Genomic DNA, 26,717 nt, shown 5'->3' on the forward strand with positions numbered 1-26,717 from the left:
TCGGCGACCGAAACAAGGTCGTTCAATGACAGCGCCGGTGGGACGCGCCTGATGACGAGGTGTTCAAGCACCTCGGGTGACAGATAGGCGAGCCGCATTATTCGGCTCACGAACCGGTCGGAGACCTTCTCGGCCGCGGCGATATCCTGAATGGTGGAAGCGGCACCGGATTCCAGCTGCCGCCGCCAGCTCCAAGCGCGAGCGATGGCGCGCAGCACATGAGGATCTTGTAACCGGCCGTCCCGGACCGTCACCTCGTCGGGCGGCAGGATCATCGGCCGCCCGTTGCGTTTGCGGATCGTCAGGGGGATGACGACCCGGATGGTGTTCGTCGAGTCGGTCATGCACAGGCCTCCGTCTGGCGGGGGGCCATCATGTCCCGCAGGACCGAGCCCAGACCCTCATGGCGCAGATCGACGGCGATGCCGTCTTTGCCGACGGTCACCCGCTCGACTAGAAGCTGGACGATGCGGGTTTGCTCCGCCGGATACAGCGCCGCCCAGAGCTGGTCGAACTCGCCGAGCGCCTGGACAACCGCCTTCTGATCGATGGTCGGGCTCTCGTCGCGCAGGGCCTTGATCGTCCGCGCCGCGATCTCGGGCGCGCGGATCATGCGGCGGATTTCGCCGACCACGGCGTCCTCGACCATGCCTGCGGGCAAGCGCAGCGGGCCCGAGGCGTCGCCGGTCGGGCGGTTTCGGATCAGGTCCATGGACGCGTAGTAGCGGTAGAGGCGCGTGCCTTTCTTCGTCGCCGTCGGCGTCATCGCCGTGCCCGTCTCGGTGAAGATGATCCCCTTCAGCAGGGCTGGCGTCTGGCGGCGGGTATTCTTCGCCCGCAGGCGCGGGCTTTCTGCCAAGATGCTGTGAACCTTGTCCCACAGGACCTGATCGATGATGGCTTCGTGCTCGCCGGGATAGGCCTTGCCCTTGTGCACGGCTTCGCCGAGATAGACCCGGTTGTTGATCAGTTTGTAGAGGAAGCCCTTGTCGATCGGCTTGCCGCGCTTGTTCAGAACGCCCTCGGCCGCGAGCGCTTTCGCCAGCGTCGTGGCGGAGCCGATGGCGACGAAGCGCTCGAAGATCATCCGGACCGTCGCGGCTTCCGCTTCGTTGACGACCAGCTTGCGGTCGCGCACGTCGTAGCCCAGCGGGACGTGACCGCCCATCCACATGCCGCGCTTGCGGGATGCCGCGACCTTGTCGCGGATGCGCTCGCCGATCACCTCCCGCTCGAACTGTGCGAAGCTGAGGAGGATGTTCAGCGTCAGCCGGCCCATCGAGGTCGTGGTGTTGAACGACTGCGTGACCGACACGAAGGTCACCCGATTGCGGTCGAAGATCTCGACCAGCTTGGCGAAATCCATCAGCGAGCGCGACAGCCGGTCGATCTTGTAGACCAAGATCACATCGATCAGACCGGCCTCGACGTCCTGAATGAGGCGCTTCAAGCCGGGGCGCTCCAGCGTGCCACCGGAGAAGCCGCCGTCATCGTAGCGTTCGCGAATGGTGGCCCAGCCTTCGGCCTTCTGGCTCGTCACGAAGGCCTCGCAAGCCTCGCGCTGGGCGTCGAGGCTGTTGAACTCCATGTCGAGCCCTTCCTCGCTCGACTTGCGGGTATAAATGGCGCAGCGCTGGCGGCGCGGAACGACCGCGACGGCTTCCTGATGACGGCTCATCGGTCGTCCCTCCGCGCCTCGCGCAAGCCGAAGAAGCGGTAGCCGTTCCACTGCGTGCCGGTGATCGCCCGCGCCACCGCCGAGAGCGACTTGAACTTGCGCCCCTGCCAGTCGAAGCCGTCCTTCATCACCGTGACGGTGTGCTCCACCCCGTCCCATTCACGCACGAGGCGGGTGCCGACCACCGGGTTGCGGGAATCCGCGATGATCGTCTTGCGCCCGACCCGGCCCTCGATTTCGTCGGCCAGCAAGTCAAGCGTCCGCCGCGTCTCGCGGGACAGGCCGCCGAGGGTCAGTTCCTGGACCCGGTAGCTGAGCCTCAGCTCGAGGTAACTGCGGCTGTTGTTCGGAGCGGGCGTGCCGAAGAGGCTTTCCCACTTCGCCTTAAGCTCGACCACCGTCATTCGTTTCAGCGCTGCAAGCTGCGTGACCACGCTCGCGTCCGCCGTGTCGCGTTCGCCCACCCGCCATGGCGCGGCGTCAGTCTTTCTCTTTGTTCCTGGCATCATTGTCCTCCAACTCGGTTGCTCGGTTTGCGACGACCAACACGGCGTTTGAGGGCGAGAATGTCGAATGAACTGTCTTCGCCAGGTGCAGATAAAGAACTGGACTGTTCCGGCAGGATACGCCTGAGCCCCGCGGCAAGAATCTGCGCGAGTTCATCGAGGCGTTCGTCCGCCGACAGACGGACGGGCAACAAAGGGTTCGGACCGGATCGGGCGTCTTGCATGAGACCGTTCGCAACAGAAGATGGCTGGCGAAACGGTAGGCGCAAAACGATGATACGCAATCAAATTCAATGACTTATCGCGTTGCTGCGGAATCATTAGAAGTAGATCGAAGCCGTTCGTCAGGCCTTTCCAGCGTGAACATCTGTGCAAATCGCCCGGAGCGGCGCTACCCGCAGCATTGTCGGGTCGTTACCTCGAATCATCGCGGGTGAACTGGTCGTAGCTATCCCAAGGTTCTTCGTCCTCGACCTCAGCTCCATCGACGGCACGATCGAACTGCAGAAGAGACACCGCCAAACCGAGCCGGTCAGAGAAGAAGGTCAGTTCTCGGACGGGTTCGGAGCCCCGACTAAATGTCCAGATGCCGGCTGGCAAAGCCACCGGGCGCTGAGAACTGGTGTGCTGCGACGCCGACCCCATGGCCATGATGGAGCCGTCGGGAATCGGCATGCCCGATTGAATGAACACACCGCTTCTGTAGGCGCGCGTGCTCGCTCTGCCCCACAACGCGAATCCGTCTCGCGCAACCACCATGGCCGCTCGGGTGTCGGTGAATTCGATCCACTTGCGCGCGGCCGCAAGAAGCGAAACTCCGTATCGGTCAGTCACATGGCCAAGGAGGTCGCGAGTTACCTCCTGACTGCCGACCTGGTTCCGATAGTCGTCGATCGGCATCAACAGGAAGGAGGCGAAGGTATCGGCATCTTCTTCACGCTGCTTCTCCGCATCCTTCCAGCCGTTGGCTTGCAGCGGAAGGCACTCGAAGTCGAACTCGTCCGAGAGCTCGCCGTTACGGTAGTGCGCTGCGGTCAGCGGGCGCCGGTGCAGCAAGTAGTGCCCGAACTCATGAGCGAGCGTGAAGCGCTCGCGTCCACGGTAGCGGGACTGAGTGTTGTAGAGGATCTGCCAACCGGGCTTCTTGCGCCGTGCCCGGAGCATGCCCTCGAAGCCGTCGATGTCGACGCCCTTCACTGCCGTAATCGGGTCTTCGTGGTTTCGGGAGACTTCGAGCGCCAGCGCCTCCACGTCCACGGGGAACCGGTCTTCTCCCAGCACGGTGCGGAGAAGCACAGTCAGATCGTTCGCGGCCCTTCTGGGCGATTTTCTGCCGCTATTGCTCATTCATCCTCATCGTCCAGGATCTTAAGCATCTCGCGAAGCTTCTCTTTGCTCTTCGGCTTCATCTTCTGATACTTGCGAAAGAAGGCAGTGTCTGTCGCGTCCGCTTCGGTGACTCGAACATCGGCGCTTGCAACACCGCAAGCTCGCCGCCTAAACATCAAACCTCAGACGAGGCCCACACTCCGCAAACCTACGCCGCGAGTTGTGCCAAATGTTCTGACGACGGACACTTGTCTGAATGGCGCTGGAGACGAAAATGAACACTGCGACCGGGATGCTATGCCTGTGCTTCTTCACTGTCTCGATGGCCAGTCTTTCAGATAAGGCCACCGCACAAGAAACCCGATTACCGCTCAGCTATGCCGATGCGCAGGCGCGGCTCCTTGATCGGTCCGATGCGATTGATGCAGCCGATGCCGCCGTGCGAGCAGCCGAGGCGCGCATGGAGGCCACGCGCTCACTCGGTCGACCAGAAGTCGAAGTCGAAGCGCAGGTGCTTGATTTCCAGAAGACCCTGTATCTGCCGCTGGGCTCGCTTGAGCCGGTCGCCAATGCGTTCGGCATCACTGATCCGCTGCGCTTTCGCATTCGCCGCTTCGTGTCCCGCCCGATTGTTACTGCCACTGTGCCGATCTATGCCGGCGGCAGGATGGGGGCAGCGCGCGCTGCGGCGACCAGCCGCGTGGCTATCGAGGTCGCCAATCTCGACGAAGCATCGCAGCAGGCGCTGGCGCAGCTGGCACGCGCCTATTTCGGGCGGCAACTGGCTGCGCAGGCGCTTGCGATCCGGCAGGATGTGGCAGAGGGCATCCGTGCCCATGTGGCGGATGCCCGCGCTTTGGAACGCGAACAACAGATCGCGCCTGCCCAGCGACTGCAGGCCGAAGCCCAGCTGGAACAGGCGCTGCGCGAGGCCGAAAAAGCCGGCGCGGATCTGGCTGCGGCAGATATTGCGCTTGAGGGATTGTTGCGCGCTCCCACGCAGGTTGAACCAACCACGCCGCTTGCTGTGTATGAAAGCCCGCTGCCACCGCGCGAAACGTTCATCGCGGCAGCGATGGACAATCATCCCGGTCTCAACCGTCTCGAAGCCAATGTCAGGTTGGCGCGCGCGGGGGTCGCCGCCGAACAGGCGGAACTGCGACCGACGGTCTATGGCCTCGCGCAGTATAACCTTGATCGCCAGGACACACTGGTGACCGATCCCGATTTCATCTTCGGCGTTGGGGTAAGATTCAAGCTCGCTTCGGGGCTAGGCCGCCGTTCGAACATTGCGGCGGCACGTTCAACCGAAGCGCAGGCCGAAGCGGGCGTGCGTGAGGCGCAGGTGCAGATCGAAACCGGAGTGAAGATCAACTATGCGCAGGTGCTTTCGGCGCAGGCGCGCCACGCGTTGTATGGGCGAACGATCGCCGCCGCCGATGAATCCCTGCGCGTTGCCCGCCTGTCATTCCGCGAATTGCAGGGCACCAGCCGCGATGTGACGGATGCCCAGTTGGCAGCCGGGCGCGTGCGGGTCGAGCAGGCACAGGCCGCTTACGAATATCTCGATGCACTGGTGTCGCTGCTGGAAGTTAGTGGTCAGGTTGATCGCCTGCCGGAATTCCTGCCGCACCCTGGCCAAACCACGGGCGCCCCATGACAGATCCAAAAGCACAATTGACCGAAACCGCACCGGCCTCGCGCAAAATGCGGGCAGCAGTGCTGGTGATGTTGGCGGTCGCGGTTGTCGGGATCGGCATCTGGCTTGCCTGGAGGCCACAGGCAGCGCAGGTTCAGGGCATTGTCGATGCACGGGAATACCGAGTTGCCAGCAAGGTCACCGGGCGGTTGGCCGAAGTTCTGGTTGCCGAGGGGGAGAAGGTCACGGCAGGGCAACTGCTCGCCCGGATCGACAGCCCTGAAGTCTTGGCCAGACAAGCGCAGGCTGATGCCGCGGTCCAAGCGGCGCAATCGCAGGCCGACAAGGCCGAAGCCGGTGCGCGGCCGACCGATATTGCCGCAGCACAGGCACAGTGGCGCCGGGCGGCAGCAGCGTCCGATCTGGCCCGCGTGACGTTCGAACGCATCAACCGGCTCGCCAATGAAGGCGTGGTGGCGGGACAGAGGCGCGATGAGGCGCGCACCAACATGATCGCAGCGCGTGAAGCCGAACGCGCGGCCCGGTCGCAATATGATGCTGCCTTGTCGGGCGTGCGGGTGGAAGATCGCCGCGCCGCTGCAGCGCAGGCAGCGCAGGCGCGCGGCGCAGCCGCCGAAGTGGCCGCAGCGCGCTCCGAAACACAGATCATCGCGCCCGCCAGTGGCGAAGTCGGGCGACGTCTTGCCCAGCCCGGCGAAATCGTCAGCGCTGGTTATCCGGTGCTGCTGTTGACCGAGACGCAGGCACCGTGGGTAACGGTGACCTTGCGCGAAGACGAGTTGCAAGGCGTGCGGGTGGGGAGCCAGTTTGTCGGCAGTGTTCCTGCACTCGGTCGGCAGGGCATCGCGTTCAGGGTGAGCTTTATTGCGCCCGCTGGCGATTACGCGACGTGGCGCGCGACGCGGCAATCCGAAGGGTTTGACGTGAAGGGTTTTGAGGTGCGACTGGTTCCGATAAGGCCCGTTGCAGGCCTGCGTCCGGGGATGTCGGTATTGTTCGACTGGCCACAATGACGCAGCGCGCCGGATTTAAGGCGAGCTTCGTGCGCGAATGCCGCTTTATGGCGCGCAGCCCGTGGGATCTCGCTCTTCTGACATGGATACCGCTGTTGCTGTGCGGCGTTATTGCATGGCAATTGTCCGGCGGCGTGGTGCGCGACTTGCCAGTGCTGCTGATCGTCCAGGACGATAGCGCGATCAGCCGCGATCTGGCGATCCGGATCGAGGCCGCTCCCGGCCTGACATTGGCCGGTCAGGTGTCCGATCTTGCCACCGCCGAACGGTTGGTGCGGTCGCACAAGGCGCACGCCGCCCTGTTGGTGCCGCGCGAAACCGCGGAGCGCGCGCTGATGGGACAAGCCCCGGTCATCCTTTATTTCAACGCCAGCTATCCGGCCGCTGCCGCCACGATCCAGCGCGAGGTCGCAGCGGTGGTCGATGCCGCCAATATGCGCCTCGCCGCAGAACAGACCGCCGCGATTGCGCCGCAGGGCAGTGTCCGTCCTGCGCCGGTGCGCGCGGTCACGGTGATGGCCTGGAACGCACCTGGAAGTCAGGAATTCCAGCTGGTCAGTCTGCTGCACCCAGCGCTGTTGCACCTTATTTTCATGCTCGCGGTCGTGTCTGCCTTCGGCCGCGAACTGCGCGACCGATCCATCGGCGATTGGGCACCTGATCTGGCCGCGCTGGCGGGCAAAGCTGCCCCCTATCTTGCGGTATTCATGGGCTGGGCTTTGCTTGCGATCCTGTGGCTGGCGGGCGTGCGAGGGTGGCATTTCGCCGGTTCGCCGATCGTGCTGCTGGCGGGCTATGCCGCGATGTACCTGGCCTATCTTGGCGTGTCGCTGCTGTTTGTCGGCGCGACAAGGACGCTCAGCCAGTCGCTTTCGATGACCGGGCTGTTTGCCGGTGCATCCTTTGCGTTTGCTGGGGCGATTTTCCCGCTGGAACAGGCCAGCGCCTTTGCCAGGGTCTGGGGCAACGCGTTGCCCTACACCCATTTTGCACGGCTGCTGGCGCGCACATGGATTGCCCAAGGGCACGGCATGGCGCTGGTCGGGCCGCTGCTGGCAATGCTGGGGATCGCATTGGTGACAGCGGGGCCGGGAGCGGTGCTTTATTTGCGCGCCGCGCGCGACCCCGGCAGTTGGGGGCGGCGCTGATGTGGGCGGCGTTCCGGGGGCTGTTCGCCGCCATCGCAGCCGACCGTGCGGCGGCCTTGCTCTTGTTCGTCTCGCCCGTGATTTATGCCGGGTTCTATCCCAGCGCCTACACCGATGAGGTCGTGACCAGAGCGCCCGTCGTTTTGGTCGATCTGGATCGCACAGCTGCCAGCCGCAATCTGATTGTCCGGGTCGATGCCGTGCAGCAGGCCGAGATCGTTGCCAGCCTGCCATCTGCCGGCGAGGCAGAGCTTTGGATGGCTGATGGCCGGGCGGTCGCGGCCCTCATCGTTCCTGCAGGTTTCGGCGAGGAAATCGCCCGCGGCAATCCCGGTACGGTCCTGCTGACCGGACACGGAGCCTATCTCCTACGCGCATCGAGCGCGCTGGGGGGTATCGGCGCAGCGCTGGGTCAGACTGGGCGTGACGCGGCGCGAGAACAGGCCCGTGCTGCCGGCCCACCGGCACCGCCGGCCCTGTCCTTGGTGGCACGGCCGCTGTTTAACACGCGAGAGGGTTATGGCGCGGCGGTGTTCCCGGGCGTTGCCTTCGTCATCATCCACCAGAGCCTGTTGTTGGGCCTGACGCTGCTGGCCGGCACTGCGCGCGAACGCATGGGTGCAGACGTGCACATAACCGGTTCGCAACTGGCAGGCATTGCGCTTGCGGCAGGCGTCATCGGACTGCTTGATGTTGGCTGGTTTGTCGGCTTGGTGTTCTGGTGGCACGATTATCCGCGGGCGGCAGCGCCTTTGGCGGATGTTGCCATTGCGGCGATTTTGTTCGTGGCGGCCACGGTGGCGGCCGCGCTCGCCTTGGCCAGCATGTTCCGCACGCGCGAACGCCCGCTGCAACTGGTGCTGCCAATCTCATTGCCGCTGTTTTTCCTGGGCGGTCTGTCGTGGCCATCAGAAGCGACCCCTCCGGTGCTGGCAGCGCTGGCGCGCCTGTTTCCGACATCACCAGGACTGGAGCTGATGGTGGGCCTGAACCAGATGGGCGGCTCTCTGACAGATTACTGGCCCGCCGCGCTCAATCTTGCTGTGCTTGCGCTGGTGTTCGGGATTATCGCCACGCGTCGCTGGGTGCCGCGACTTGATCGATGAACTTGCCGTTCCCCATCCGGGTAGTCCCAGTGCGAATCTCTACCCTTCCCGCATTAGGAAAGGCAGCGACATTTGCAGGGTCGAAGGCGAAGCTATTCGAAGCGGGCTAAGAACCGTTGGCCGGCAGAAATCCACCCATTCCCAGTCATGAGCGGGGCTGATACCCGATCTCGAAAACTGCCTGGGAGATTGGACGGTTTTCTCGCCGAAAGCCGAAATTCTCAAACCGACCCCCAAGCGGCAATCAAACCCGCTTCTGATTTGCTCCCCGAGAGGGGAGGATCGCTGGCAATCGGATAGAATGCCCAAAGGCGACAGTCTTGCCTGCTAGACTGGTCTAGCGCCGCCGCCAGGCTGGGGACAGGCCGTGCCCCAATGGAATGGGAGGCAGATAGTGCTGGATCGGCAGAATATCGCAGCAGGCGCGCACCAACCCGAAAAGTTCGATGTCATCATCGTTGGCGCGGGCATTTCCGGGATCGGCAGTGCCACCCTGCTGCGCAAGCATTGCCCGGATTTGAGCTTTGCCATTCTCGAAGCTCTGGATGGCTATGGCGGCACCTGGCAGATCCACAAATATCCCGGCACCCGGTCCGATAGCGACCTGTTTACCTTCGGCTACGGCTTCAAGCCGTGGACCGGGCAGCCGATCGCCTCGCGTGACCAGATCCTCAACTATCTGGGTGATGCGATTGCCGATGCGGGCATTGGTCCCTTTATCCGATATGGCCACAGCGTGAAATCTGCCGACTGGTCCAGCGAAACGGCCAGATGGCGGCTCATGGTTGAACGCAAGGGCGTCGGCGATGTGGTGCAGATGGAGGCAAGCTTTCTGTGGATGTGTCAGGGCTACTACCGGCACGAGAAAGGCTACACGCCCCAATGGCCGGGCATGGACAGGTTTAAGGGTCAGGTAATCCACCCCCAGCACTGGCCAGAAGATGTCGATCTGGCGGGCAAGAACGTAACTGTGATCGGTTCGGGTGCGACCGCAGCAACCCTGATCCCGGCGCTGGCCGACCGCTGCGCGCGCGTGACCATGCTACAACGCACGCCGACCTATTTTGCCGCTGGTCGCAATGCTGACGCGCTGGCCGAGGAATTGCGCAGGCTGGATGTGGATCCTGTGTGGATCCATGAGATCATGCGGCGCAAGGTGGTGCGCGACCGGGCCGATCTGCTCGACCGCGCGCAATCATCGCCTGACAAGTTGAAGGCGATGCTGATTGGCGGTGTTCAGGCGCTGCTTCCGCAAGGGTTCGATGTCGAACGGCATTTCACGCCGCCTTATCGCCCATTGCAGCAGCGCGTGGCGTTTGTGCCGGACGGTGACCTGTTCAAGGCCATTTCGGCGGGCAAGGCGTCGGTCGTGACAGATACGATCAGCACCTTCGACGATACCGGGATCGTGCTTGCTTCGGGCGAGCGAATCGATGCCGATGTGGTGATCACCGCCACCGGGTTCGATATGGCAGTTATGGGCGAAATCCCGTTCAGCATCGACGGCGCGCCGGTCAACTTCGCGCAGACCGTAACCTATCGCGGAATCATGTTTACCGGCATCCCCAACATGGCATGGGTCTATGGCTATGGCCATTACAGCTGGACCTTGCGCGCTGATCTTGTCGCGGGCTTCGTCTGCCGGCTGCTCGATCACATGCACAAAAGCGGCGCGAGCAGCGTGATGCCGGTGCTCAGGCCCGAAGATCAGGGCATGGAACTGAAGCCGTGGGTCGATACCGATTACCTCAACCCCGGCTAACTGCTGCGCAGCCTCGACCGGCTGCCCCGGCGCGGGGACACGCCTGAATGGCAGCACAGTCAGGACTATTTCTACGAAAGCGAGGCGATCCCTGCGATCGATCTCACCGATCCGATCCGCGAAGGCGGATCGGACGATTGGACCCGCTTCCAGGGGGCGAGCGCCGCCATCGGCCACTACGTCCGCATGGCGCATGAGGGCCGCATGAGCCGCGACGAGGCTTGGGAGGCGATCTGCCAGTACAATGCCGCCCAGCTCCGTCCCAGCTGGCCGCTCGAACGCCTCGCCTCGGAAGCCCAGCGCCTCTGGCGGCTGCACGAAGAGCGCCACGGACCGGCCCTCGAACGGATCGCTGTTCCGCCGATGTCCGCGCTTCCGGTTTTCACGCTCGGCGCACTGCTCGACGACGTGAGCCCGATGCCCGAGGACATCATCGCTCCGCGGCTGCTGACGCCCGGCGGGATGCTGGTGCTCGGCGGCGCCCCCAAGGTCGGCAAGAGCGATTTCCTGATCAGTCTGCTCGTCCACATGGCGGCGGGCGTGCCGTTCCTCGGCTTCGCGCCAAGCCGGCCCTTGCGGATCTTCTATCTGCAGGCGGAGATTCAATACCACTACCTGCGCGAACGCCTTCAGGCGATCCGGATCGATCCGGCGCTCCTGGCCGCGGCGCGCGACAATCTCGTCGCCACGCCGAAGGTCCGCATGCTGCTCGACGCCGGCGGCGTGGGCCTGACCATCGCCGCGGTTCGCGCCCACTACGGCCATGGCGCTCCCGATATCCTCTGCATCGACCCGATCCGCAATCTCTTCGATGGGGGTCCGGACGGCGGCGGGGAGAACGACAACACCGCGATGCTCTTCTTCCTGCAAGAGCGGGTCGAAGCGCTGCGGGACGCCGTAGCCCCGGATGCCGGCCTGATCCTCTGCCATCACACCCGCAAGACCACGAAGAAACAGCTCGTCGAGGACCCGTTCATGGCGCTCTCGGGCGCGGGCAGCCTCCGCAGCTTCTACACCTCCGGCGTGATCATGCACCGTCCCGACGAGGGCCGGCCGGAGCGGATGCTGCATTTCGAGCTGCGCAACGGCCCCGGCATCGAGCCGATGATCATCGACAAGGCCGACGGGCGCTGGGTCGTGGTGGACCGCTCTGGCGAGCGCCTCGTGCGCCGCGAATTTGGCGAGAAGCTGGACGCCGAACGGACCCGGAAACACGACGTGATCCTTCAACTGCTCTTCGATGAGGCCGAGGCCGGCCGACTCTACACCGCGCTGCAGTTCGCCGAGAGCTTCGAGAACCAGGCCGGGCTCGGCGGCAAGGACACGATCCGCGAACGGATCAGCGTGCTGGCGACGAAGGGTTTCATCAAGTTCGTTCGCGATGGCGCACCGTTCGGTCTGCCGACCTCGCGCTCAAAGTTCGGCTATCTCTGCGTCGAGGGCATGACCTTCCCGACCGGAGAAGATACGGAAGACCCCGGGACCGGCGAGGTCGTGCCCGTCCGGATCCCGGTCCTTCCCAGCACCTACAAATGCCCGCAGAGCGGCGCGGCGCTGCCGGTCGAGAACCCTCTGGTCTGGGTCTATCAGACGGAGGAGACCTCGTGATGCGCCAGCTCATCCCGATTACGCGGGCTTACGCAGAATCAAGTTGTGGCAAGTTGCGGCGAGCCGGGCGGCCAGCTTCCCAACTACTTTCGCTGCCTTTCGCGCCGCCGCGCTCCCCTCAGCCGTCCCGCGCACATTCAAGTTGGGAAAGCTCGTCCCAACTACCTTGGCTCCAGCGCGCTCCGCTGCGCGGCCTTTCGCAGATTCAAGTTGGGAACGCGACCCGCGCCATGGGTCGTCCCGACTCAGATTTTTCAAACAAATTCAACGCTTTGATACGCTCTCGAAGTTGTGGGGGTGAAAGCCACCCCCTTCGGGGGTGGGGGAGAACCGCGCCAAGCGGGTTCTCCCACTCCCACCCCCAGGGGCTTCGCGCGCGCAGGCACCGTGCCGTCCATCCCCTCACCGACATCAGACGAGAAGGACCCACCACCATGAGCCAGTGCCCATCACCCCGCCCCAAGAGCGTGCCCCATCCGACTCCGGTCATCTCGACATCCGCGGGCGGCGCCATTCTCGCCCTGGATCTCGGCACCACCACGGGCTGGGCGAGCCTGGCGGGCGGGATCGTGCACAGCGGAACCGCAAGCTTCCGCTCCGGCCGCTACGATGGCGGCGGCATGCGATACCTGCGCTTCCAGCACTGGCTCGAACAGCTGGCCAGCGACTGTGGCGGTCTTGCCGCGATCCATTTCGAGGAGGTCCGGCGACATGTCGGCACGGATGCCGCACATCTCTACGGCGGTTTCCTGGCGACGTTGACCGCTTGGTGCGAGAGGGAGGGCGTGGCCTATCAGGGCGTGCCCGTCGGTACGATCAAGCGCTTCGCCACGGGCAAGGGCAATGCCGGCAAGGATGCAGTCGTCGCCGCCGTTCGCGCCCGCGGCTTCAGCCCCGCCGACGACAATGAGGCCGACGCCATCGCGATCCTGCTCTGGGCCATGGAGACCCGAGGAGGCGTGCTGTGAAGTGGACACCGAGCCTCGTCGAGGAACGTCTCGCGGAAGCGGCCTTCGTGCTCAAGCGCCTGCCCGAACCCCGGCGGCAGGGTTACTTCAACGTCTGGCCGGAGATCCTTCACAGCTTCGCCGACAAGGTCGGGCAGGAGCCAAAGCCGATGCGCGTCATCCCATCACCCGCCGCGATCAGCCGGATGGAGGAGACGCTCAGCTGGACGGTGGGGCTTGATCCGATCGACGGCAAGATCGTCTGGCTGCGCGCCTACGGCGAGCGCTGGAAAACCATCTGCTGGACCGTGGGATTGCAGCGCTCGGCGGCGCACGAGCACTGGCTCTACGCGCTCTGCGTGATCGCGTGGCGGCTGAATCAGCGGAAAGTCCCGCGACTCCGGTCGCGGCGCTACGTGATTGAAATGGTTAAGGAGGCTTGCGACGATCCCGCTGGACATCCCAATTAACTTCTTGTCCGTACGTTGTCCGTATGATATGGAATCTGGGACAGGAGATCAGCCATGCCCGCAGCCGAAGCCAAGTCCGAACGTATCGAGGTGCGCACCACGCCGAGCATGAAGGCGCTGCTGCAGCGAGCGGCCACGTTTTCGCACAAGAACGTGACGGAGTTCCTGCTCGAAGCGGGCATCCATGCCGCCGAGGAAGCGCTGGTCGATCGGCGCTTGTTCCGGCTGGACGACGCCCAGTGGCAAGCCTTCCAGGATGTTCTCGACCGTCCCGTCCAGAGCAAGCCGCGCCTCGCCAAACTGCTCGCCAAGAAGAGCGTGCTTGAGTGACGGCGGAGGACCAAGCGTTCTCTGCCGTCCGAAAGCTCGACGCTTCCCATAGCGTTGACGCGTTTGATTGCGGCAAAGAGCCCCTGAATCGATTCCTGCAACGCCACGCGCTGGTCAGCCAGAAAGCGGGCAGCGCTCAGACCTATGTCGTTTGTCACGAAGGGCAGCGCGTCGTGGGCTACTACAGCCTCGCGGTCGGCGCCGTCGAACATGGCGATGCGCCTGGTCGGGTCGGCAAGGGGCTGGCTCGTCACCCGATTCCGGTGATGCTCCTCGCTCGTCTTGCCATCGACCGATCCGAGCAGGGAAAGGGACTGGGCAAGGGGTTGCTCAAGGACGCGCTGCTCCGCACGGCCCAAGCGGCCGAGATTGCTGGTATCCGAGCACTGCTCGTACATGCCAAGGACGACGAAGCGCGCGCCTGGTATGAGGCGCTTGACTTCGAGCCAAGCCCGACCGACCCGTATCATCTCTTCCTGCTGATGAAAGATCTGCGAGCGCTCCTCGGCGAGTGACCGCAATCTCGCGAAGCGAGGCGGAAAGTGTCCGCCGGACACTTTTCGAAGAGACGAAAACCCCGGTTCTTGGGTAGATTCTGGCTATCCTCGGGAGAGGCGCGCGCGTCGCGGCCTTGGTCCCGCTTCCAGACGAGTTCGCGGGTCCTTCCTGGCGGAAATCGTATGCTGGCGGGCGAGGCGCGGCGTAGCGCCAGCGACAGGGCCGATTTTTTGGGAAGCCACCCCCGTCTGAGGGAAGCCACCGGCTGCCGGAGGGCACAGGAAAACCGCGTGATTTCTGCTGGATAGCCGCAAGTCCGGGCGAGCTGCCGGGTGGCTTCTTACTGGATTCCGGAATCCACCCGGAGTCCACAGGCAATCCACCGTGGAGTCCACCGTGGAATCCACCCTCCCGTTCGCCCATTCGAGCACGCTGGCCATCGGCCGCATGCGCATCGAGGCTTCGCCCGCTGAGCCAGCCTGGCCAATCAGCGGCCACCCGCGCGGGTGCGCCCCTCCCGCGTTCCTGACCCTTTATCGTTCCTTTCTGCCCATGACCCTTGCCTTTGCCCCCGACCGCATCGAGACGTGGCCGCTCGAGCGCCTCAGGCCCTATGCCCAGAACGCGAAGCAGCATGGGCCCGATCAGGTGGCGCGGATCGCTGCCAGCATGGCCGCGTTCGGCTGGACCGTGCCGTGCCTGGTTGCCGAGGACGGCGAGTTGATCGCCGGGCACGGGCGGGTGCTCGCCGCGATGGAGCTGGGGCTGACCGAGGCTCCGGTGATCGTGCTGGCGCATCTGACCGAGGCCCAGCGCCGCGCCTACCGCATCGCCGACAACCGGCTGACCGAACTCGGCACCTGGGACGAGGCGCTGCTGGCGGGCGAACTGAGGCACCTGCTGGCCGAGGACTTCGATCTGGGGCTCACCGGCTTTGCCGATGGCGAACTCGACCGGCTGCTGGCGCTCGATCCCGAAGCGGGCGATGAGGATGGCGGCGCTTAGGTTCCGCCGGTGACCATCCCCGAGCCGCCGCGCAACCCGGCCTCGCGCAGGGGCGACCTGTGGATCCTCGGGCACCACCGGTTGCTCTGCGGTGACAGCACCAACCATGAGGACGTCCGCCGCCTGATGAACGGCGAGCGGGCGATCCTGTTCGCCACCGATCCGCCCTATCTGGTCGATTACGACGGCACCAACCATCCCACGCAGAACAAGGACTGGAGCCGGTCCTATGGCGTCACCTGGGACGACAGTGCGCAGGGCGCCGAACTCTACGACGGCTTCATCGCCGCCGCCATTGCCGAGGCGATCGCCGAGGATGCCGCCTGGTATTGCTGGCATGCCTCGCGCCGCCAGGCGATGCTGGAAGCATGCTGGGAGAAGGCCGGCGCCTTCGTTCACCAGCAGATCGTCTGGGTCAAGGACCGCGGGGTGCTCACCCGCTCGCATTACCTGTGGAAGCACGAGCCCTGCTTCATGGGCTGGCGCCGTCCGCACCGCCCGCCCAAGGTGGCCGAGGAGACGCTGCCCTCGACCTGGGAGATGGCCGTGCCCGCCGGTGAGGAGCGGCCCGATCATCCCACGCCCAAGCCGGTGGATGCCTTCGCCATCCCGATGCGCCAGCATGTGGCGCGCGGCGGCCTGTGCTACGAGCCGTTCTGCGGCTCGGGCACGCAGATCATCGCCGGCGAGGAGAACGGCCGGCGCGTTCATGCCATGGAGATCAGCCCGGCCTATGTCGATGTGGCGGTCGAGCGCTGGCAGGCCGCCACGGGCCGCGCCGCCATCCTTGAGGGCGACGGCCGCACCTTCGCGCAGGTGAAGGCCGAGCGGCTGAAGGGCGCGCAGCCGCCTCCCGCGGACGGCACCGAGGCCGAAGCTGGCGAGGCAGTGTCCGAAGCGAGACCCAGGCGCAGGCGGGCGCGGTAGGGCCATGTGGACCGTCCGGGAGATGTGCGAGGCCTGCGGGCTGGGCACGTGGCAGTTGGGCCAGTGGATCACGCGGGGCCATTATCGGCCGTCACAGGCGGTCAGGCCGGGCCAGCGGCGGCTGTTCGACTGGTGCGATCTGGCCTGTCTTGCCGTGATGGCCGAGCTGTGTGCCCTGTCGCTGGAGCCGCATGAGGCAGGGCGTCTGGTCGCCGAGCTGCGCGGCCTGCTGGAGCAGCGCGGTTGTGTGCACCAAGACATGGCGCTGTTCCTCGTCCTGGCACGATGGGATGAGAGCAGCGACTTCGCCGAGACGGTCTGGCTGAGTGATGACGCTGGTCTGCCCGCCATCGTGTGCCGCCGTCCGAAGACCTGCCTGATCGTCGACGTGGCCGGTGCATATCGGGCCGCGCTGGCGCGGATCGGGCAGAGAGAGCGGCCATGAAGCAGTCCCGCGTGATGTCGCTGATGGAGTCGCTGGCCAATGTGGTGGTGGGTTATGGCGTGGCGGTGGTGACGCAGCTTGTGGTCTTCCCGCTGTTCGGCCTGCACACGACGCTTGCTGCCAACCTGATGATGGGCGCGGTGTTCACGCTGGTGAGCGTGGTGCGCTCCTATGGGCTGCGGCGGCTGTTCGAGCATCTGCGCGCGCGCCAGGCGCTGACGGGAGGTGACCAGGTCGGACCATGACGAAGGGCATGAGCGAGCGGCAATATGCGGCCCATGCCGGTATCTCGCGCGGCGCGGTGCAGAAGGCGCGCGCGGCCGGGCGGCTGGTGCTGCATGCCGACGGCTCGATCGATGCCGCCGCGTCTGATGCCAGGCGCAGCCAGTTCACCGATCCTGCCAAATCGCGGCGCGCGGCCAGTTCCTCGAGAGGGACCGAGGGCGCCAGGCCAGTGCCCGAGGCGGCCGTGGCGGCGGTGGGCGAGACCCTGCGCGAACAGGGGCTGGCCAGCACCAGCGGCTCGGGGGGCACGACCTTCCTGCAGGCCCGGACCGCGAACGAGGTGCTGAAAGCACAGGAGCGCCGCCTGCGGTTGCAGAAGCTCAAGGGCGAGCTGGTCGAGCGCGACCGGGCCGCGGCGCTGGTGTTCCGCATGGCGCGCGAAGAGCGCGAGGCGTGGATCACCTGGCCGGCGCGGGTGGCGGCGCTGATGGCGTCGGAGCTTTCGGCCTCATGCAGCGAGGCGGCAGGCCGCGAAGTGATCGTGGAGGTGGCGGCGATGCAGAAGATCCTGGAGGACCATGTCCGCAGCCACCTCGAGGAGCTCGCCGCACCGCGCGCGCCCGACTTCACCTGAGGCTTCGGGCGGGAACGAGGACTTTCCCGGCGCCGGGGCGCTTCGGCGTGCCTGGGCGCGGGGACTGGCGCCCGATGCGCGGCTGAGTGTCTCGCAATGGGCCGACCGCCACCGGGTGCTCTCGGGCCGCGCCTCAGCCGAACCGGGCCGCTACCGCACGGCGCGCACGCCCTACATGCGCGAGATCATGGACCGGCTGAGCCCGCACGATCCGGCGCAGCGGGTGGTGTTCATGAAGGCCGCACAGGTGGGCGCGACCGAGGCCGGCAACAACTGGATCGGCTATGTCATCCACCAGGCGCCGGGGCCGATGCTGGCGGTCCAGCCCACGGTGGAACTGGCCAAGCGCAACTCGCGGCAGCGGATCGAGCCGCTGATCGCCGAGAGTCCGCCCTTGCGGGAGCGGGTCAGACCCGCCCGATCCCGCGATGCCGGCAACACCATGCTGTCGAAGGAGTTCGCCGGCGGCATCCTGATCATGACCGGGGCCAACTCGGCCGTCGGCCTGCGCTCGACCCCGGCGCGCTATATCTTCCTCGACGAGGTCGATGCCTATCCCGCCTCGGCCGACGAGGAGGGCGACCCGGTGAGCCTCGCCGAGGCGCGCTCGCTGACCTTCGCGCACCGGCGCAAGGTGCTGCTGGTCTCGACGCCGACGATCCGCGGTGTGAGCCGCATCGAGCGCGAGTTCGAGAGCAGCGACCAGCGGCGCTACTTCGTGCCGTGCCCTCATTGCGGGGCGATGCAATGGCTCAAGTTTGAGCGGCTGCGCTGGAGCAAGGGCAAGCCGGAGACGGCAGAGTATCATTGCGAGGCCTGCGAGGCGCCGATCGGTGAGCACCACAAGACGGCGATGCTGGAAGCAGGCGAGTGGCGGGCGACGGCGGAAGCTGCCGATCCGGCCACGGTCGGCTATCACATCTCGGCGCTCTATTCGCCGGTGGGCTGGATGAGCTGGGCGCGCATCGCCCGGGCGCACGAGGCGGCCCAAGGCTCGGACGAGGCCATGCGCGCCTTCGTCAACACGGTGCTGGGCGAGAGCTGGGTCGAGACCGGCGACGCGCCCGACTGGCAGCGGCTCTACGATCGGCGCGAGCCGTGGACGCCGGGCACGGTGCCGGCGGGCGGGCTGTTCATCACCGCCGGGGCCGACGTGCAGAAGGACCGCATCGAGGTCGATGTCTGGGCCTGGGGGCGCGGGCTGGAAAGCTGGCTCGTCGATCACCTGGTGATCGAGGGCGGGCCGGACCGGCAGGATGCCTGGGCGCAGCTCTCTGCCCTGCTCGACCGCAGCTGGCGACACGCAGGTGGTGCACACTTGCGGATCGCGCGCCTCGCCATCGACACCGGCTACGAGACCCAGGCGGTCCATGCCTGGGCGCGCAGCGTAGGCTTTGCCCAGGTTGCACCGATCAAGGGCGTGGAGGGGTTCAACCGGTCAAGCCCGGTCTCGGGTCCGACCTATGTGGACGTGACCGAGAGCGGCAGAAGGCTGCGCCGCGGCGCGCGGCTGTGGACCGTGGCGGTCTCGACCTTCAAGACCGAGACCTACCGCTTCCTGCGCCTTGCGAGGCCGACGGATGAAGAGATTGCCGCGGGTGCAGCGTTCCCGCCCGGCACGATACATCTGCCGCAATGGATCGAGAGCGAGTGGCTGCGCCAGCTCACCGCCGAACAGCTGGTAACGGTGCGCAACCGCAGAGGATTTGCGCGGCTTGAGTGGCAGAAAATGCGCGAGCGCAACGAGGCGCTCGACTGCCGGGTCTATGCCAGAGCGGCGGCCTGGATCGCGGGCGCTGATCGCTGGGGCGAGGACAAGTGGCGCGATCTCGAGGCGCAGCTTCAGGTGGCGCCCGGCGCAAGCGATCCTGCCGGGCAGATCCATCGGCCGGGACGGGCGCCTGAAGGCAAGCGCCGCTCCGACTGGCTCGGGCGAAGAGAAGGGTGGTTGTGAGATGAGCGCGTGGAGCGAGACGGAACTGGCGGCCCTGCGCCGCGCCTACGCCAGCGGCACGACCCGCGTGAGCTATGACGGCAGAACCGTCGAATACGGCTCGGCCGCCGATCTGCTGGCGCGGATCCGCACGCTCGAGCAGGCGCTCGCCAGCGCCTCGCGGCCGTTGCCGCTTGCCGGCCTTGCCGGGTTCTCGCGCGGGGATCGCTGATGGCGCTGGGCTGGTTCGACCGGGCGCTGGGCTGGATCGCGCCGCGCATGGCCGCGCGCCGGGTGCTGGCGCGCGAGGCCTTCGCGAGCCTTGCGCGCGGCTATGACGGGGCGGCGCGCGGGCGGCGCACCGAGGGCTGGCGCGCGACCGGCAGTTCGGCCGATGCCGAGATCGGCGCGGCCGGGCCGCTCCTGCGCGACCGCATGCGCGATCTGGTGCGCAACAATCCCCATGCCGCCAAGGCGGTGGCGGTGCTGGTCAACAATATCGTAGGCGCGGGCATCATGCCGCGCTCTGCGAGCGGCGATGCGGCCCTCGACCGCCGGGTCGATGCCCTGTTCGAGCGCTGGTCGGCCGAGTGCGACGCCGATGGCCAGCTCGACTTCTACGGCCTGCAGACGCTGGTCTGCCGCGAGATGGTCGAGGCCGGCGAGGTGCTGGTGCGGCGCCGTCCGCGCCGCGCCGGGGATGGTCTGGCCGTGCCGCTGCAGCTGCAGATGATCGAGGCCGACCTGCTCGATGGCTCCCGCCATGGCGCTTCCGGCGCGGGGCGGATCGTCCAGGGGGTCGAGTTCGATGCGCTGGGGCGCCGCCGGGCCTACTGGCTCCATGCCGAGCATCCCGGCGACGGCGGGCCTCTGGCCACGCTGCGGCAGGGCAGCCGTCCGGTGCCGGCCGAAGACATCGCCCATGTCTACGAGAAGCAGCGCACGCAGGTGCGCGGCGTGCCCTGGGGCGCGCCGGTGATCCGGGTCCTGCGCGATCTCGACGACTACGAGGTCGCCGAGATCGTGAGGAAGAAGACCGAGGCCTGCGTCACCGCGATCGTCGTCGGCGACGACGAGACGCAGCAGGGCATTGCCCCGGCGGTGGTCGATGCCGACGGCAACCGGGTCGAGCAGTTCGAGCCGGGGCTGATCGCCTATGCCCGCGGCGGCAAGGACATCCGCTTCAACCAGCCTGCCGCGACCGGCGGCTATGCCGAGTACCGCCGCGCGAGCCTGCACACCATCGCGGCCGGGTTCCGGGTGCCCTACGAGCTGCTGACCGGGGATCTCTCCCAGGTCAACTACTCCTCGATCCGCGCCGGCCTCGTCGAGTTCCGCCGGATGATCGATGCGGTGCAGTGGCAGCTGTTCATCCCGATGTTCTGCCTGCCCGTCTGGCGCTGGTTCACGCAAGGCGCCTGGGCGGCAGGGGCAATCCCTGTGCCCGAGGTTCCGGTCGAGTGGTCGCCGCCGCGCTTCGAGGCGGTCGATCCCTACAAGGATGCCATGGCCAACCTCATCGCCATCCGCTCGGGCACGATGACGCTGGCCGAGGCGATCGCGCGTGCCGGGCGCAATCCCGAGGCGGTGCTGGCCGAGATCGCCGCCACCAATGCCCGGCTCGATGCGCTCGGCCTCGTGCTCGACAGCGATCCGAGGCGGGTGAGCCGCACTGGCGGGGTGCAGGGCAGCGATCCGCTCGCCACCGACAGCGAACAGGAGTGACAGGCAATGGAGACGACGATCGAGCTTCCGGCGCTGCGCCGGGCGGGCGAGCTTGCGCCCCATACCATCGACCCTGCCGCCCGCACCGTCGAGGTGGTCTGGTCGACCGGTGCACGGGTGCTGCGCCAGCGCTGGTTCGATGCGCCCTATGACGAGGAGCTGAGCCTCGATCCCGCCCATGTCCGGCTCGAGCGGCTGAATGCGGGCGCGCCGTTCCTCAAGGTGCACGAGACCGACAGCCTCGATGCGATCATCGGCTCGGTGGTGCCCGGCTCGGCGCGGATCGAGCAGGGGCGCGGGCTTGCGCTGATCCGCTTCTCCGAGCGCGCGGAGGTGGAGCCGATCTGGCGCGACATCGAGGCCGGGCACATCCGCGCGGTCTCGATCGGCTACCAGGTCCACCGTTACCAGGTGAGCCGGCCGGAGAACGGGCGCGAGCTGTGGCGCGCGATCGACTGGACCCCCTTCGAGATCTCGGCCGTGCCGGTGGGCGCCGACCCGCAGGCCGGCTTCCGCAGCAGCCCGGTCCCCCATTCCCCCTGCGTCCTCGTCCGGCGGGACGCACGCCCAAGCCCCGAAGGAGAGCTGACCATGCACGACCCCGTCCCCGATCCGTCCGCCGCCGATGCGGCCGCCAGCGCCCCGTGCGAGGAAACCCGCGCGGCTGCCAGCGCCGTCGCTTCCGATGGCGCCCCCGCTGTTGCCCCCATTCCCACGCCGCTGCGCGAGGCCGATGCCGGCTTGCCGTCCGATGCCGAGGCGATCGCGCGCCGGGCCCGCGAGGAGGAACGCGCGCGGGTCGCCGCGATCCACGATCTGGCAAGCCGCCTCAGGCTCGAGCGCGGCTTCGCCGAGGATCTGGTCCGGCGCGGCACCCCGCTCGAGGAAGCGCGGCAGCTGATCCTCGACGAGCTTGCTGCCAAGGCCGAGGAGACCCGCAGCTTCCCCCATGTCGCGATCCCGCTCGGCGGGCGCGACGAGCGGGTCACCCGCCGCGAGGCGGTGACCAATGCCCTGCTCCACCGCTACAGCCCGGGCCTGTTCCCGCTCGAGGATGCCGCGCGGTCCTATCGCGGCATGACGCTCATGGAACTCGCGCGCGAGAGCCTCGAGCTGGCCGGCACCAGCACGCGCGGGCTCTCGCGCGACGAGGTGGCGACCCGCGCGCTGCATGCGACCTCGGACTTCCCCGAGATCCTCGCGGCCGTCACCAACCGCACCCTGCGCCAGGCCTATGAGGCTGCCCCGCGCACCTTCACCGCCTTCTGCCGCCAGGTGCTGGCCACTGACTTCAAGGCCATGCACCGGGTGCAACTGGGCGAGGCGCCGCAGCTTCTGGAAGTGGCCGAGAGCGGCGAGTTCAAGCGCGGCACGCTCGGGGAGAGCAAGGAGAGCTATCGCGTGAAGACCTATGGCCGGGTGGTGGCGATCACCCGTCAGGTGCTGATCAACGACGATCTCGACGCCTTCACCCGGATCCCGGCGATGTATGGCAATGCCATCGCCCAGCTCGAAAGCGATGTCGTCTGGTCGATCATCACCTCCAACCCCGCCATGGCCGACGGGCAGGCGCTGTTCCATGCGAGCCACAGGAACCTTGCCGCCACCGGCACGGCGCTCGATGTCACGAGCCTCGGGGCGGCGCGCGCGGCCATGGCGAGGCAGACCGGGCTCGACAAGAAGACCGTGCTCAACATCCGCCCGGCCTTCCTGATCGTGCCCGCCGCGCTGGAACTCAAGGCCGAGCAGCTGCTGGCGCAGAACCTCGTGCCGGCCTCCAGCGGCAATGTCGTGCCGGCCTCGATCCGCACGCTGGTGCCGATCGCCGAGCCGCGGCTCGATGCCGCGAGCGAGACCGCCTGGTATCTCGCCGCCTCGCCCGCCCAGATCGACACCATCGAATATGCCTATCTCGAGGGCCAGCAGGGGGCCTACATCGAGACCCGCAACGGGTTCGATGTCGACGGGGTCGAGATCAAGTGCCGGCTCGACTTCGGCGCCAAGGCGATCGACTGGCGCGGCCTCTACAGGAACCCCGGCGCCTGATCCGGTCCCGTCTTTGACACCTGAACCCCTACGAGATGGGCGGTCCTGACGGGCCGCCCTTCGTCTTTCCAGGAGGATCTTCCCCATGAAAAACTACGTCCAGCCCGGCAAGACCATCACCCTTGCCGCACCCCATGCCCTTGCCCCCGGCGACGGCCTGCTGGTGGGCGCGATCTTCGGCGTCGCCAGCGGTGCTGCGCAATCCGGTGACAATGTCGAGGCCGCGCTCGTCGGCGTCTTCGATCTGGCCAAGGCGCCGAGCCAGGCCTGGAGCGTGGGCGCCAGGGTCTATTGGGACAACACCAACCGGCGCTGCACCACCACGGCTTCGGGCAACACGCTCATCGGCGTTGCCACCGAGGCGGTTGCCGGCGGGGCCGAGGATGTCGTCGGCCGGGTGCGGCTCAACGGCAGCTTCTGATGAGCGCCTTTGCCGCCGCGCTCGATGTGCTGTTCGCTGACCCCAACCTTGCCCGCGATGGTCTCTGGCGTGCTGGCGGCAGCGGCCCGCCGGTTCCGGTGCGCGTGGTGCTGCGCCGGCCGGACCGGGTGGCCGACTGGGGCGAGACCCGCCTTCACGCCGCAACCGCGCTCGCCGATCTGCGCATGGCCGAGGTGCCAGTGCTGGAACCAGGCGATGTCATCGCGGTCGCAGGCCAGGACTGGATCGTCCAGGGCGAGCCGCTGGGCGATGCCGAGCGCCTCGTCTGGACGGCGGAGCTGGCCCCCTCATGAGGCTCGCGCTCACCACCATCGGCGATCTCAGGCAGATCATGGCCGAAGAGGTGGCTGCGGCCGAGCAGGCGGTGAGCGGGGCTGTCACCGAGGCGACCGCCGGGCTCAAGGGCGAGCTGCGCGCGCAGGTGACCGGCGCGGGGCTGGGAGCGCGCCTTTCCCGCACCTGGCGCTCGCAGGTCTGGCCGAGCGGCGAGGCGAGCCTCGGGGCGGCGGGACTGGTCTGGTCGAAGGCGCCGGCGATCATCCGCGGCCATGCCGAGGGCGCACTGATTCGCGCGCGTGGCGGCACCTTCCTTGCCATCCCGACCGAGGCGGCGCTCTCCATGCGCGCCGGTGACCGGCGGCTCACGCCGCAGCTGTGGGAGCAGCGCATGGGCACGCCTTTACGCCTCGTGCCGGGACGAGCGGGCCGGCCAGCCCTGCTGGTCGCCGAGAACCTGCGCGCGCGCAGCGGCCGGCGCGGCGGCTATGCCCGGGCGAGCGCCACGGCGCTCAGGACCGGGCGCGGCCTCGTGAGCGTGGTGCTCTTCGTGCTGGTGCCGCAGGTGCGGCTTCGCAAGCGCCTCGATGTCGAAGGCGCGGCCGAGCGCTGGATCGGCCGGCTCGAGGACCGGGTGGTGGGACGCTGGAGGTGAGGATCGGTGATGTCGACGCGTGAGGCCATTCTGGCAGCGCTCGCCGCGCAGCTCGGCGCTGCACTCGCGGCGCCGGTGCGGCGCAATGCGGCCCTGCCCGAGAAGGTGCCGGCTGACGGGCTCGTCATCCTGCGCGACGGCGAGCCGGGCGAGCCCGAGGTGACGCTGAACCCGCGCCGCGAATGGTATCGCCACCGCATCGAGCTCGAGCTGTTCGTGCCGCAGGGGAATGCTGGCGGCGGTGAGGCGGCGCTCGATGGGCTGCTCGGCGCGATCGGTGCGGCACTCCGCGCCGACGAGACGCTCGGCGGCCTTGCCGAGACCCTCACTCCGGCCGCGCCGGAGATCGGGGTGCTGGCCATCGAGGGCGCAGTCCCGCTGCTCACCGCGCGGCTCGTGCTGACCGCCGAGTATCTGGTCAGCGATCCGCTCGCGGGGTGAGATGCGATGGGATCAGGATGGGCCGGCAATGGGCCCGAACGGGAGCCGCCGCCCGGACGGAGGCGGCGGATCATCAAGCTGCGACTGCGGAGTCGTCACGCCTGCTTCAGGCGGGCGATCCCGAGCAGTGTGTCCTTCAGCGTCTCGCTCACCGCGCGGCTGGCGCTGGCGGATGGGCCGACGCGCAAGGCCCCGGCGCGCCCGACGTAGTAGTGCCAGCCCTGCGGCGCCTTGGGATGGCTGCAGGTAAGCACAGTGTAGCGCTGCGTGGCGGCATCGGGGACGAGGCGCTCGCCCGAGGCGAGGAGAGCGGCGACCAGACGGTCGTGGAGCGTGGCCTTGGCCATGGCTCAGCCTTCCGCTTGCAAGCGATAGACCCGCCCGCGGGTCTCGTCCCGGTGCGAGGCCACGCCAAGGCCCAAGCGGCGCTTGAGCCCATGCGAGAGCGCGGCGCGCACCGTGTGCCTCTGCCATCCGAGTGCTGCTGCGATCTCGGCCACGCTGGCGCCCTCGGGTGCCTGCAGCATGGCGATGAGCGCGGCCTGCTTGGTGCCGTCGCGCTGGCGGCGCGGCGGCGGGGCAGGCGTGGCGACAGCCTCCTGCGAAGCGGGTGGTTCGGGCTCAGGATCGCAGATGTGGCAGCGCGTGGTGTGTGCAAGCTCGGTGCCAGCCAGATGGAGCCTGCGGCCTGCGCCGTTGCAGTGCGGGCATTGGGACTCCTCGTGCGCAGCGCCAGATCCTTGCGGGGCTGCAGCCTTGGCTCCCCCGGCGCTGCCGACGGCGGCAAGGCCTGCGGGCGTGATGTGAAGCAGGGTGGCGCGGCCGTCCTCGTCATTGCGCCAGAAAGTGTTGTGCTTGGCGCTGGCCTTGGTCCAGCTGCGGGTCACGGTCTCGGCGATGAGCCCGCGCCGCAGCAGGGCGGCAACGACCCGCCGGGCATTGGGTCCGCGCAGCGATCCGGGAAGCGGCAGGACATTGCCATCCGCGCGCTGGGCGGCGGCGCTCAGGACCATACGCTGGGTGTCGGAAACCGGCATGGGACTGCTCTGTGTCATGGTCATGCCTCGATCCCAAGGAAGCGGGCGATCTCGCGCAGCTGGTCGCGGACATGGGCAAGGCTGCCGACATGGCCCCAGTGCACGCTGTCGGGTTCGGCGTGGAAATGATCCTCGCTCAGCGCCTGCAGACGTTCGAGCAGCCTGTCGATTTCGAGCTTGTTGGCCATGAAGGCTTCGAGCGCTGCCTTGCTGTTGCGGCGGGCCTTCTCGGCGCGGGCCTCGTGGCGGGCGGTGGTGGTCAGGGTCATCTGCTTCCTCCGTTGGCGATGCATCCGGTAGAAGCGTGTTCGCTCTGTCCGCCCTGCTTATCAAGCGATTAAGCACATGATCTGAAACAATAATCCTGCCCCGCGCGGGTGGCTCGCGCGGGCCTTCCCGTCCCCCATCCCCATCGGAGATGACCCATGCCCAAACTGCGTGCCTATGGCGCGGATGCGACGCTCAAGATCGCCCGCGAGACGAGCTATGGCGTGATGCCGTCGAGCGGCTGGCGCAGCCTCGACTTCCGCTCGACCGACCTTGCCGCCACGCAACCGCTCGCCGCCGATCCGCTGCTCGGGCGCGGGCGCAATGCGCAGGATCCCTATCGCGGCCTCGTCACCGACGAGGGCCAGATCGACGTGCCGCTCGACCTGCGCGGCACAGGCTACTGGCTCACCGCCCTGTTCGGCCTGCCGACGACGAGCAGCGTGGCGGCAAGCGGATCGATCACCTTCGCCGCCAATCCCGCCGCCGGGCAGACGATCACGCTGAACGGCGTGGTCTGGACCTTCGTCACCGGCACGCCGGGGGCGCTGCAGACCCAGATCCAGGCGACCGTGACCCAGACCATCGACCAGCTGGTCACCAA

Annotated in this window: 31 protein-coding genes; 24 read left to right on the plus strand and 7 right to left on the minus strand. The window is 67.1% G+C overall.

What is annotated here, in order from left to right:
- The 4 genes from BZF61_RS14915 to BZF61_RS14930 all read right to left on the minus strand — a co-directional run.
- Window positions 1-344, minus strand: a 344-nt coding sequence (locus BZF61_RS14915; RefSeq protein WP_143737094.1) for a hypothetical protein, incomplete at its 3' end; no start/stop codon positions are given.
- Entirely contained in the window at window positions 341-1,678 is a 1,338-nt protein-coding gene (locus BZF61_RS14920) for a recombinase family protein (protein WP_086620125.1), read from the minus strand. The genes BZF61_RS14915 and BZF61_RS14920, both read right to left, overlap by 4 nt.
- Entirely contained in the window at window positions 1,675-2,184 is a 510-nt protein-coding gene (locus BZF61_RS14925; RefSeq protein ID WP_086620133.1) for a DUF2924 domain-containing protein, read from the minus strand. Before BZF61_RS14925 ends, BZF61_RS14920 begins: the two co-directional genes overlap by 4 nt.
- A gap of 414 nt (window positions 2,185-2,598) precedes the next feature.
- Window positions 2,599-3,531 carry an ImmA/IrrE family metallo-endopeptidase gene (locus BZF61_RS14930; RefSeq protein ID WP_086620126.1) on the minus strand — a complete coding sequence of 311 codons (933 nt, stop codon included), beginning with the start codon at window positions 3,529-3,531 and terminating at the stop codon, window positions 2,599-2,601.
- 256 nt (window positions 3,532-3,787) lie between these two features.
- Here BZF61_RS14930 and BZF61_RS14935 point away from each other — a divergent pair, with 256 nt between their 5' ends.
- From BZF61_RS14935 to BZF61_RS15035, 23 genes are all read left to right on the plus strand, one after another.
- Window positions 3,788-5,173, plus strand: coding sequence for a TolC family protein (locus BZF61_RS14935; protein WP_158094108.1), 1,386 nt, complete (start codon window positions 3,788-3,790; stop codon window positions 5,171-5,173).
- A gap of 47 nt (window positions 5,174-5,220) precedes the next feature.
- On the plus strand, window positions 5,221-6,186 hold the full coding sequence (locus tag BZF61_RS14940) for an HlyD family secretion protein (protein WP_211276803.1): 966 nt from the start codon (window positions 5,221-5,223) through the stop codon (window positions 6,184-6,186).
- Window positions 6,183-7,334 (plus strand): ABC transporter permease, encoded by a 1,152-nt coding sequence (locus BZF61_RS14945; protein WP_086620128.1) that lies wholly within the window; start codon window positions 6,183-6,185, stop codon window positions 7,332-7,334. The genes BZF61_RS14940 and BZF61_RS14945 overlap by 4 nt, the downstream gene beginning before the upstream one ends.
- A complete protein-coding gene (locus tag BZF61_RS14950) occupies window positions 7,334-8,440 on the plus strand; it encodes an ABC transporter permease (protein WP_086620135.1) in 1,107 nt (368 codons plus the stop codon). Before BZF61_RS14945 ends, BZF61_RS14950 begins: the two co-directional genes overlap by 1 nt.
- Window positions 8,441-8,834: 394 nt before the next feature.
- Complete coding sequence (locus tag BZF61_RS15935) at window positions 8,835-10,202, plus strand: flavin-containing monooxygenase (RefSeq protein WP_245804672.1); 1,368 nt, start codon at window positions 8,835-8,837, stop codon at window positions 10,200-10,202.
- A 204-nt stretch (window positions 10,203-10,406) separates the two neighbouring features.
- Window positions 10,407-11,810, plus strand: coding sequence for an AAA family ATPase (locus tag BZF61_RS15940; RefSeq protein ID WP_245804673.1), 1,404 nt, complete (start codon window positions 10,407-10,409; stop codon window positions 11,808-11,810).
- 434 nt (window positions 11,811-12,244) lie between these two features.
- Complete coding sequence (locus BZF61_RS14960; protein WP_143737099.1) at window positions 12,245-12,778, plus strand: crossover junction endodeoxyribonuclease RuvC; 534 nt, start codon at window positions 12,245-12,247, stop codon at window positions 12,776-12,778.
- Complete coding sequence (locus BZF61_RS14965) at window positions 12,775-13,227, plus strand: DUF6362 family protein (RefSeq protein ID WP_086620130.1); 453 nt, start codon at window positions 12,775-12,777, stop codon at window positions 13,225-13,227. The genes BZF61_RS14960 and BZF61_RS14965 overlap by 4 nt, the downstream gene beginning before the upstream one ends.
- A 54-nt stretch (window positions 13,228-13,281) precedes the next feature.
- Entirely contained in the window at window positions 13,282-13,557 is a 276-nt protein-coding gene (locus BZF61_RS14970) for a type II toxin-antitoxin system TacA family antitoxin (RefSeq protein WP_086620131.1), read from the plus strand.
- A complete protein-coding gene (locus tag BZF61_RS14975; RefSeq protein ID WP_086620132.1) occupies window positions 13,554-14,072 on the plus strand; it encodes a GNAT family N-acetyltransferase in 519 nt (172 codons plus the stop codon). Before BZF61_RS14970 ends, BZF61_RS14975 begins: the two co-directional genes overlap by 4 nt.
- A gap of 379 nt (window positions 14,073-14,451) precedes the next feature.
- A complete protein-coding gene (locus BZF61_RS15945; RefSeq protein ID WP_211276794.1) occupies window positions 14,452-15,060 on the plus strand; it encodes a ParB/Srx family N-terminal domain-containing protein in 609 nt (202 codons plus the stop codon).
- A 9-nt stretch (window positions 15,061-15,069) separates the two neighbouring features.
- Window positions 15,070-15,987 (plus strand): DNA-methyltransferase, encoded by a 918-nt coding sequence (locus tag BZF61_RS14980; protein WP_211276795.1) that lies wholly within the window; start codon window positions 15,070-15,072, stop codon window positions 15,985-15,987.
- A 4-nt stretch (window positions 15,988-15,991) separates the two neighbouring features.
- Complete coding sequence (locus tag BZF61_RS14985) at window positions 15,992-16,432, plus strand: hypothetical protein (protein ID WP_027443849.1); 441 nt, start codon at window positions 15,992-15,994, stop codon at window positions 16,430-16,432.
- Window positions 16,429-16,677 (plus strand): DUF7220 family protein, encoded by a 249-nt coding sequence (locus BZF61_RS14990; protein WP_086620082.1) that lies wholly within the window; start codon window positions 16,429-16,431, stop codon window positions 16,675-16,677. Before BZF61_RS14985 ends, BZF61_RS14990 begins: the two co-directional genes overlap by 4 nt.
- Window positions 16,674-17,291, plus strand: coding sequence for a hypothetical protein (locus tag BZF61_RS14995; protein ID WP_086620083.1), 618 nt, complete (start codon window positions 16,674-16,676; stop codon window positions 17,289-17,291). Before BZF61_RS14990 ends, BZF61_RS14995 begins: the two co-directional genes overlap by 4 nt.
- Window positions 17,236-19,245, plus strand: a complete 2,010-nt coding sequence (locus BZF61_RS15000) for a phage terminase large subunit family protein (RefSeq protein WP_086620084.1) — start codon at window positions 17,236-17,238, stop codon at window positions 19,243-19,245. Before BZF61_RS14995 ends, BZF61_RS15000 begins: the two co-directional genes overlap by 56 nt.
- Window position 19,246: 1 nt before the next feature.
- A complete protein-coding gene (locus tag BZF61_RS15005) occupies window positions 19,247-19,456 on the plus strand; it encodes a phage head-tail joining protein (protein WP_027443912.1) in 210 nt (69 codons plus the stop codon).
- On the plus strand, window positions 19,456-20,949 hold the full coding sequence (locus BZF61_RS15010) for a phage portal protein (protein ID WP_027443911.1): 1,494 nt from the start codon (window positions 19,456-19,458) through the stop codon (window positions 20,947-20,949). The genes BZF61_RS15005 and BZF61_RS15010 overlap by 1 nt, the downstream gene beginning before the upstream one ends.
- A 6-nt stretch (window positions 20,950-20,955) precedes the next feature.
- Window positions 20,956-22,995, plus strand: a complete 2,040-nt coding sequence (locus BZF61_RS15015) for a prohead protease/major capsid protein fusion protein (RefSeq protein ID WP_027443910.1) — start codon at window positions 20,956-20,958, stop codon at window positions 22,993-22,995.
- Window positions 22,996-23,080: 85 nt separating this feature from the next.
- Window positions 23,081-23,416 carry a DUF2190 family protein gene (locus BZF61_RS15020; protein WP_027443909.1) on the plus strand — a complete coding sequence of 112 codons (336 nt, stop codon included), beginning with the start codon at window positions 23,081-23,083 and terminating at the stop codon, window positions 23,414-23,416.
- A complete protein-coding gene (locus BZF61_RS15025) occupies window positions 23,416-23,730 on the plus strand; it encodes a head-tail joining protein (protein ID WP_027443908.1) in 315 nt (104 codons plus the stop codon). Before BZF61_RS15020 ends, BZF61_RS15025 begins: the two co-directional genes overlap by 1 nt.
- Window positions 23,727-24,368 (plus strand): DUF6441 family protein, encoded by a 642-nt coding sequence (locus BZF61_RS15030; RefSeq protein ID WP_086620085.1) that lies wholly within the window; start codon window positions 23,727-23,729, stop codon window positions 24,366-24,368. The genes BZF61_RS15025 and BZF61_RS15030 overlap by 4 nt, the downstream gene beginning before the upstream one ends.
- 9 nt (window positions 24,369-24,377) lie before the next feature.
- The gene (locus BZF61_RS15035; protein WP_211219364.1) at window positions 24,378-24,809 is read left to right on the plus strand and encodes a hypothetical protein; all 432 of its coding nucleotides are present in this window, start codon (window positions 24,378-24,380) and stop codon (window positions 24,807-24,809) included.
- A 95-nt stretch (window positions 24,810-24,904) separates the two neighbouring features.
- Here the strand turns inward: BZF61_RS15035 and BZF61_RS15040 are convergent, their stop codons facing one another.
- The 3 genes from BZF61_RS15040 to BZF61_RS15050 are packed head-to-tail and all read right to left on the minus strand — an operon-like array spanning window position 24,905 to window position 26,115.
- Complete coding sequence (locus BZF61_RS15040) at window positions 24,905-25,156, minus strand: hypothetical protein (protein WP_027443742.1); 252 nt, start codon at window positions 25,154-25,156, stop codon at window positions 24,905-24,907.
- A 3-nt stretch (window positions 25,157-25,159) separates the two neighbouring features.
- Window positions 25,160-25,870 carry a DUF3489 domain-containing protein gene (locus BZF61_RS15045; RefSeq protein WP_211219334.1) on the minus strand — a complete coding sequence of 237 codons (711 nt, stop codon included), beginning with the start codon at window positions 25,868-25,870 and terminating at the stop codon, window positions 25,160-25,162.
- Window positions 25,867-26,115, minus strand: coding sequence for a hypothetical protein (locus BZF61_RS15050; RefSeq protein ID WP_051221149.1), 249 nt, complete (start codon window positions 26,113-26,115; stop codon window positions 25,867-25,869). Before BZF61_RS15050 ends, BZF61_RS15045 begins: the two co-directional genes overlap by 4 nt.
- Window positions 26,116-26,271: 156 nt before the next feature.
- Here BZF61_RS15050 and BZF61_RS15055 point away from each other — a divergent pair.
- A partial coding sequence (locus tag BZF61_RS15055; protein WP_245804670.1) for a phage tail tube protein occupies window positions 26,272-26,717 on the plus strand: 446 nt, incomplete at its 3' end.

The sequence above is a fragment of the Erythrobacter tepidarius genome (genome assembly GCF_002155695.1).
GTDB lineage: Bacteria > Pseudomonadota > Alphaproteobacteria > Sphingomonadales > Sphingomonadaceae > Erythrobacter > Erythrobacter tepidarius.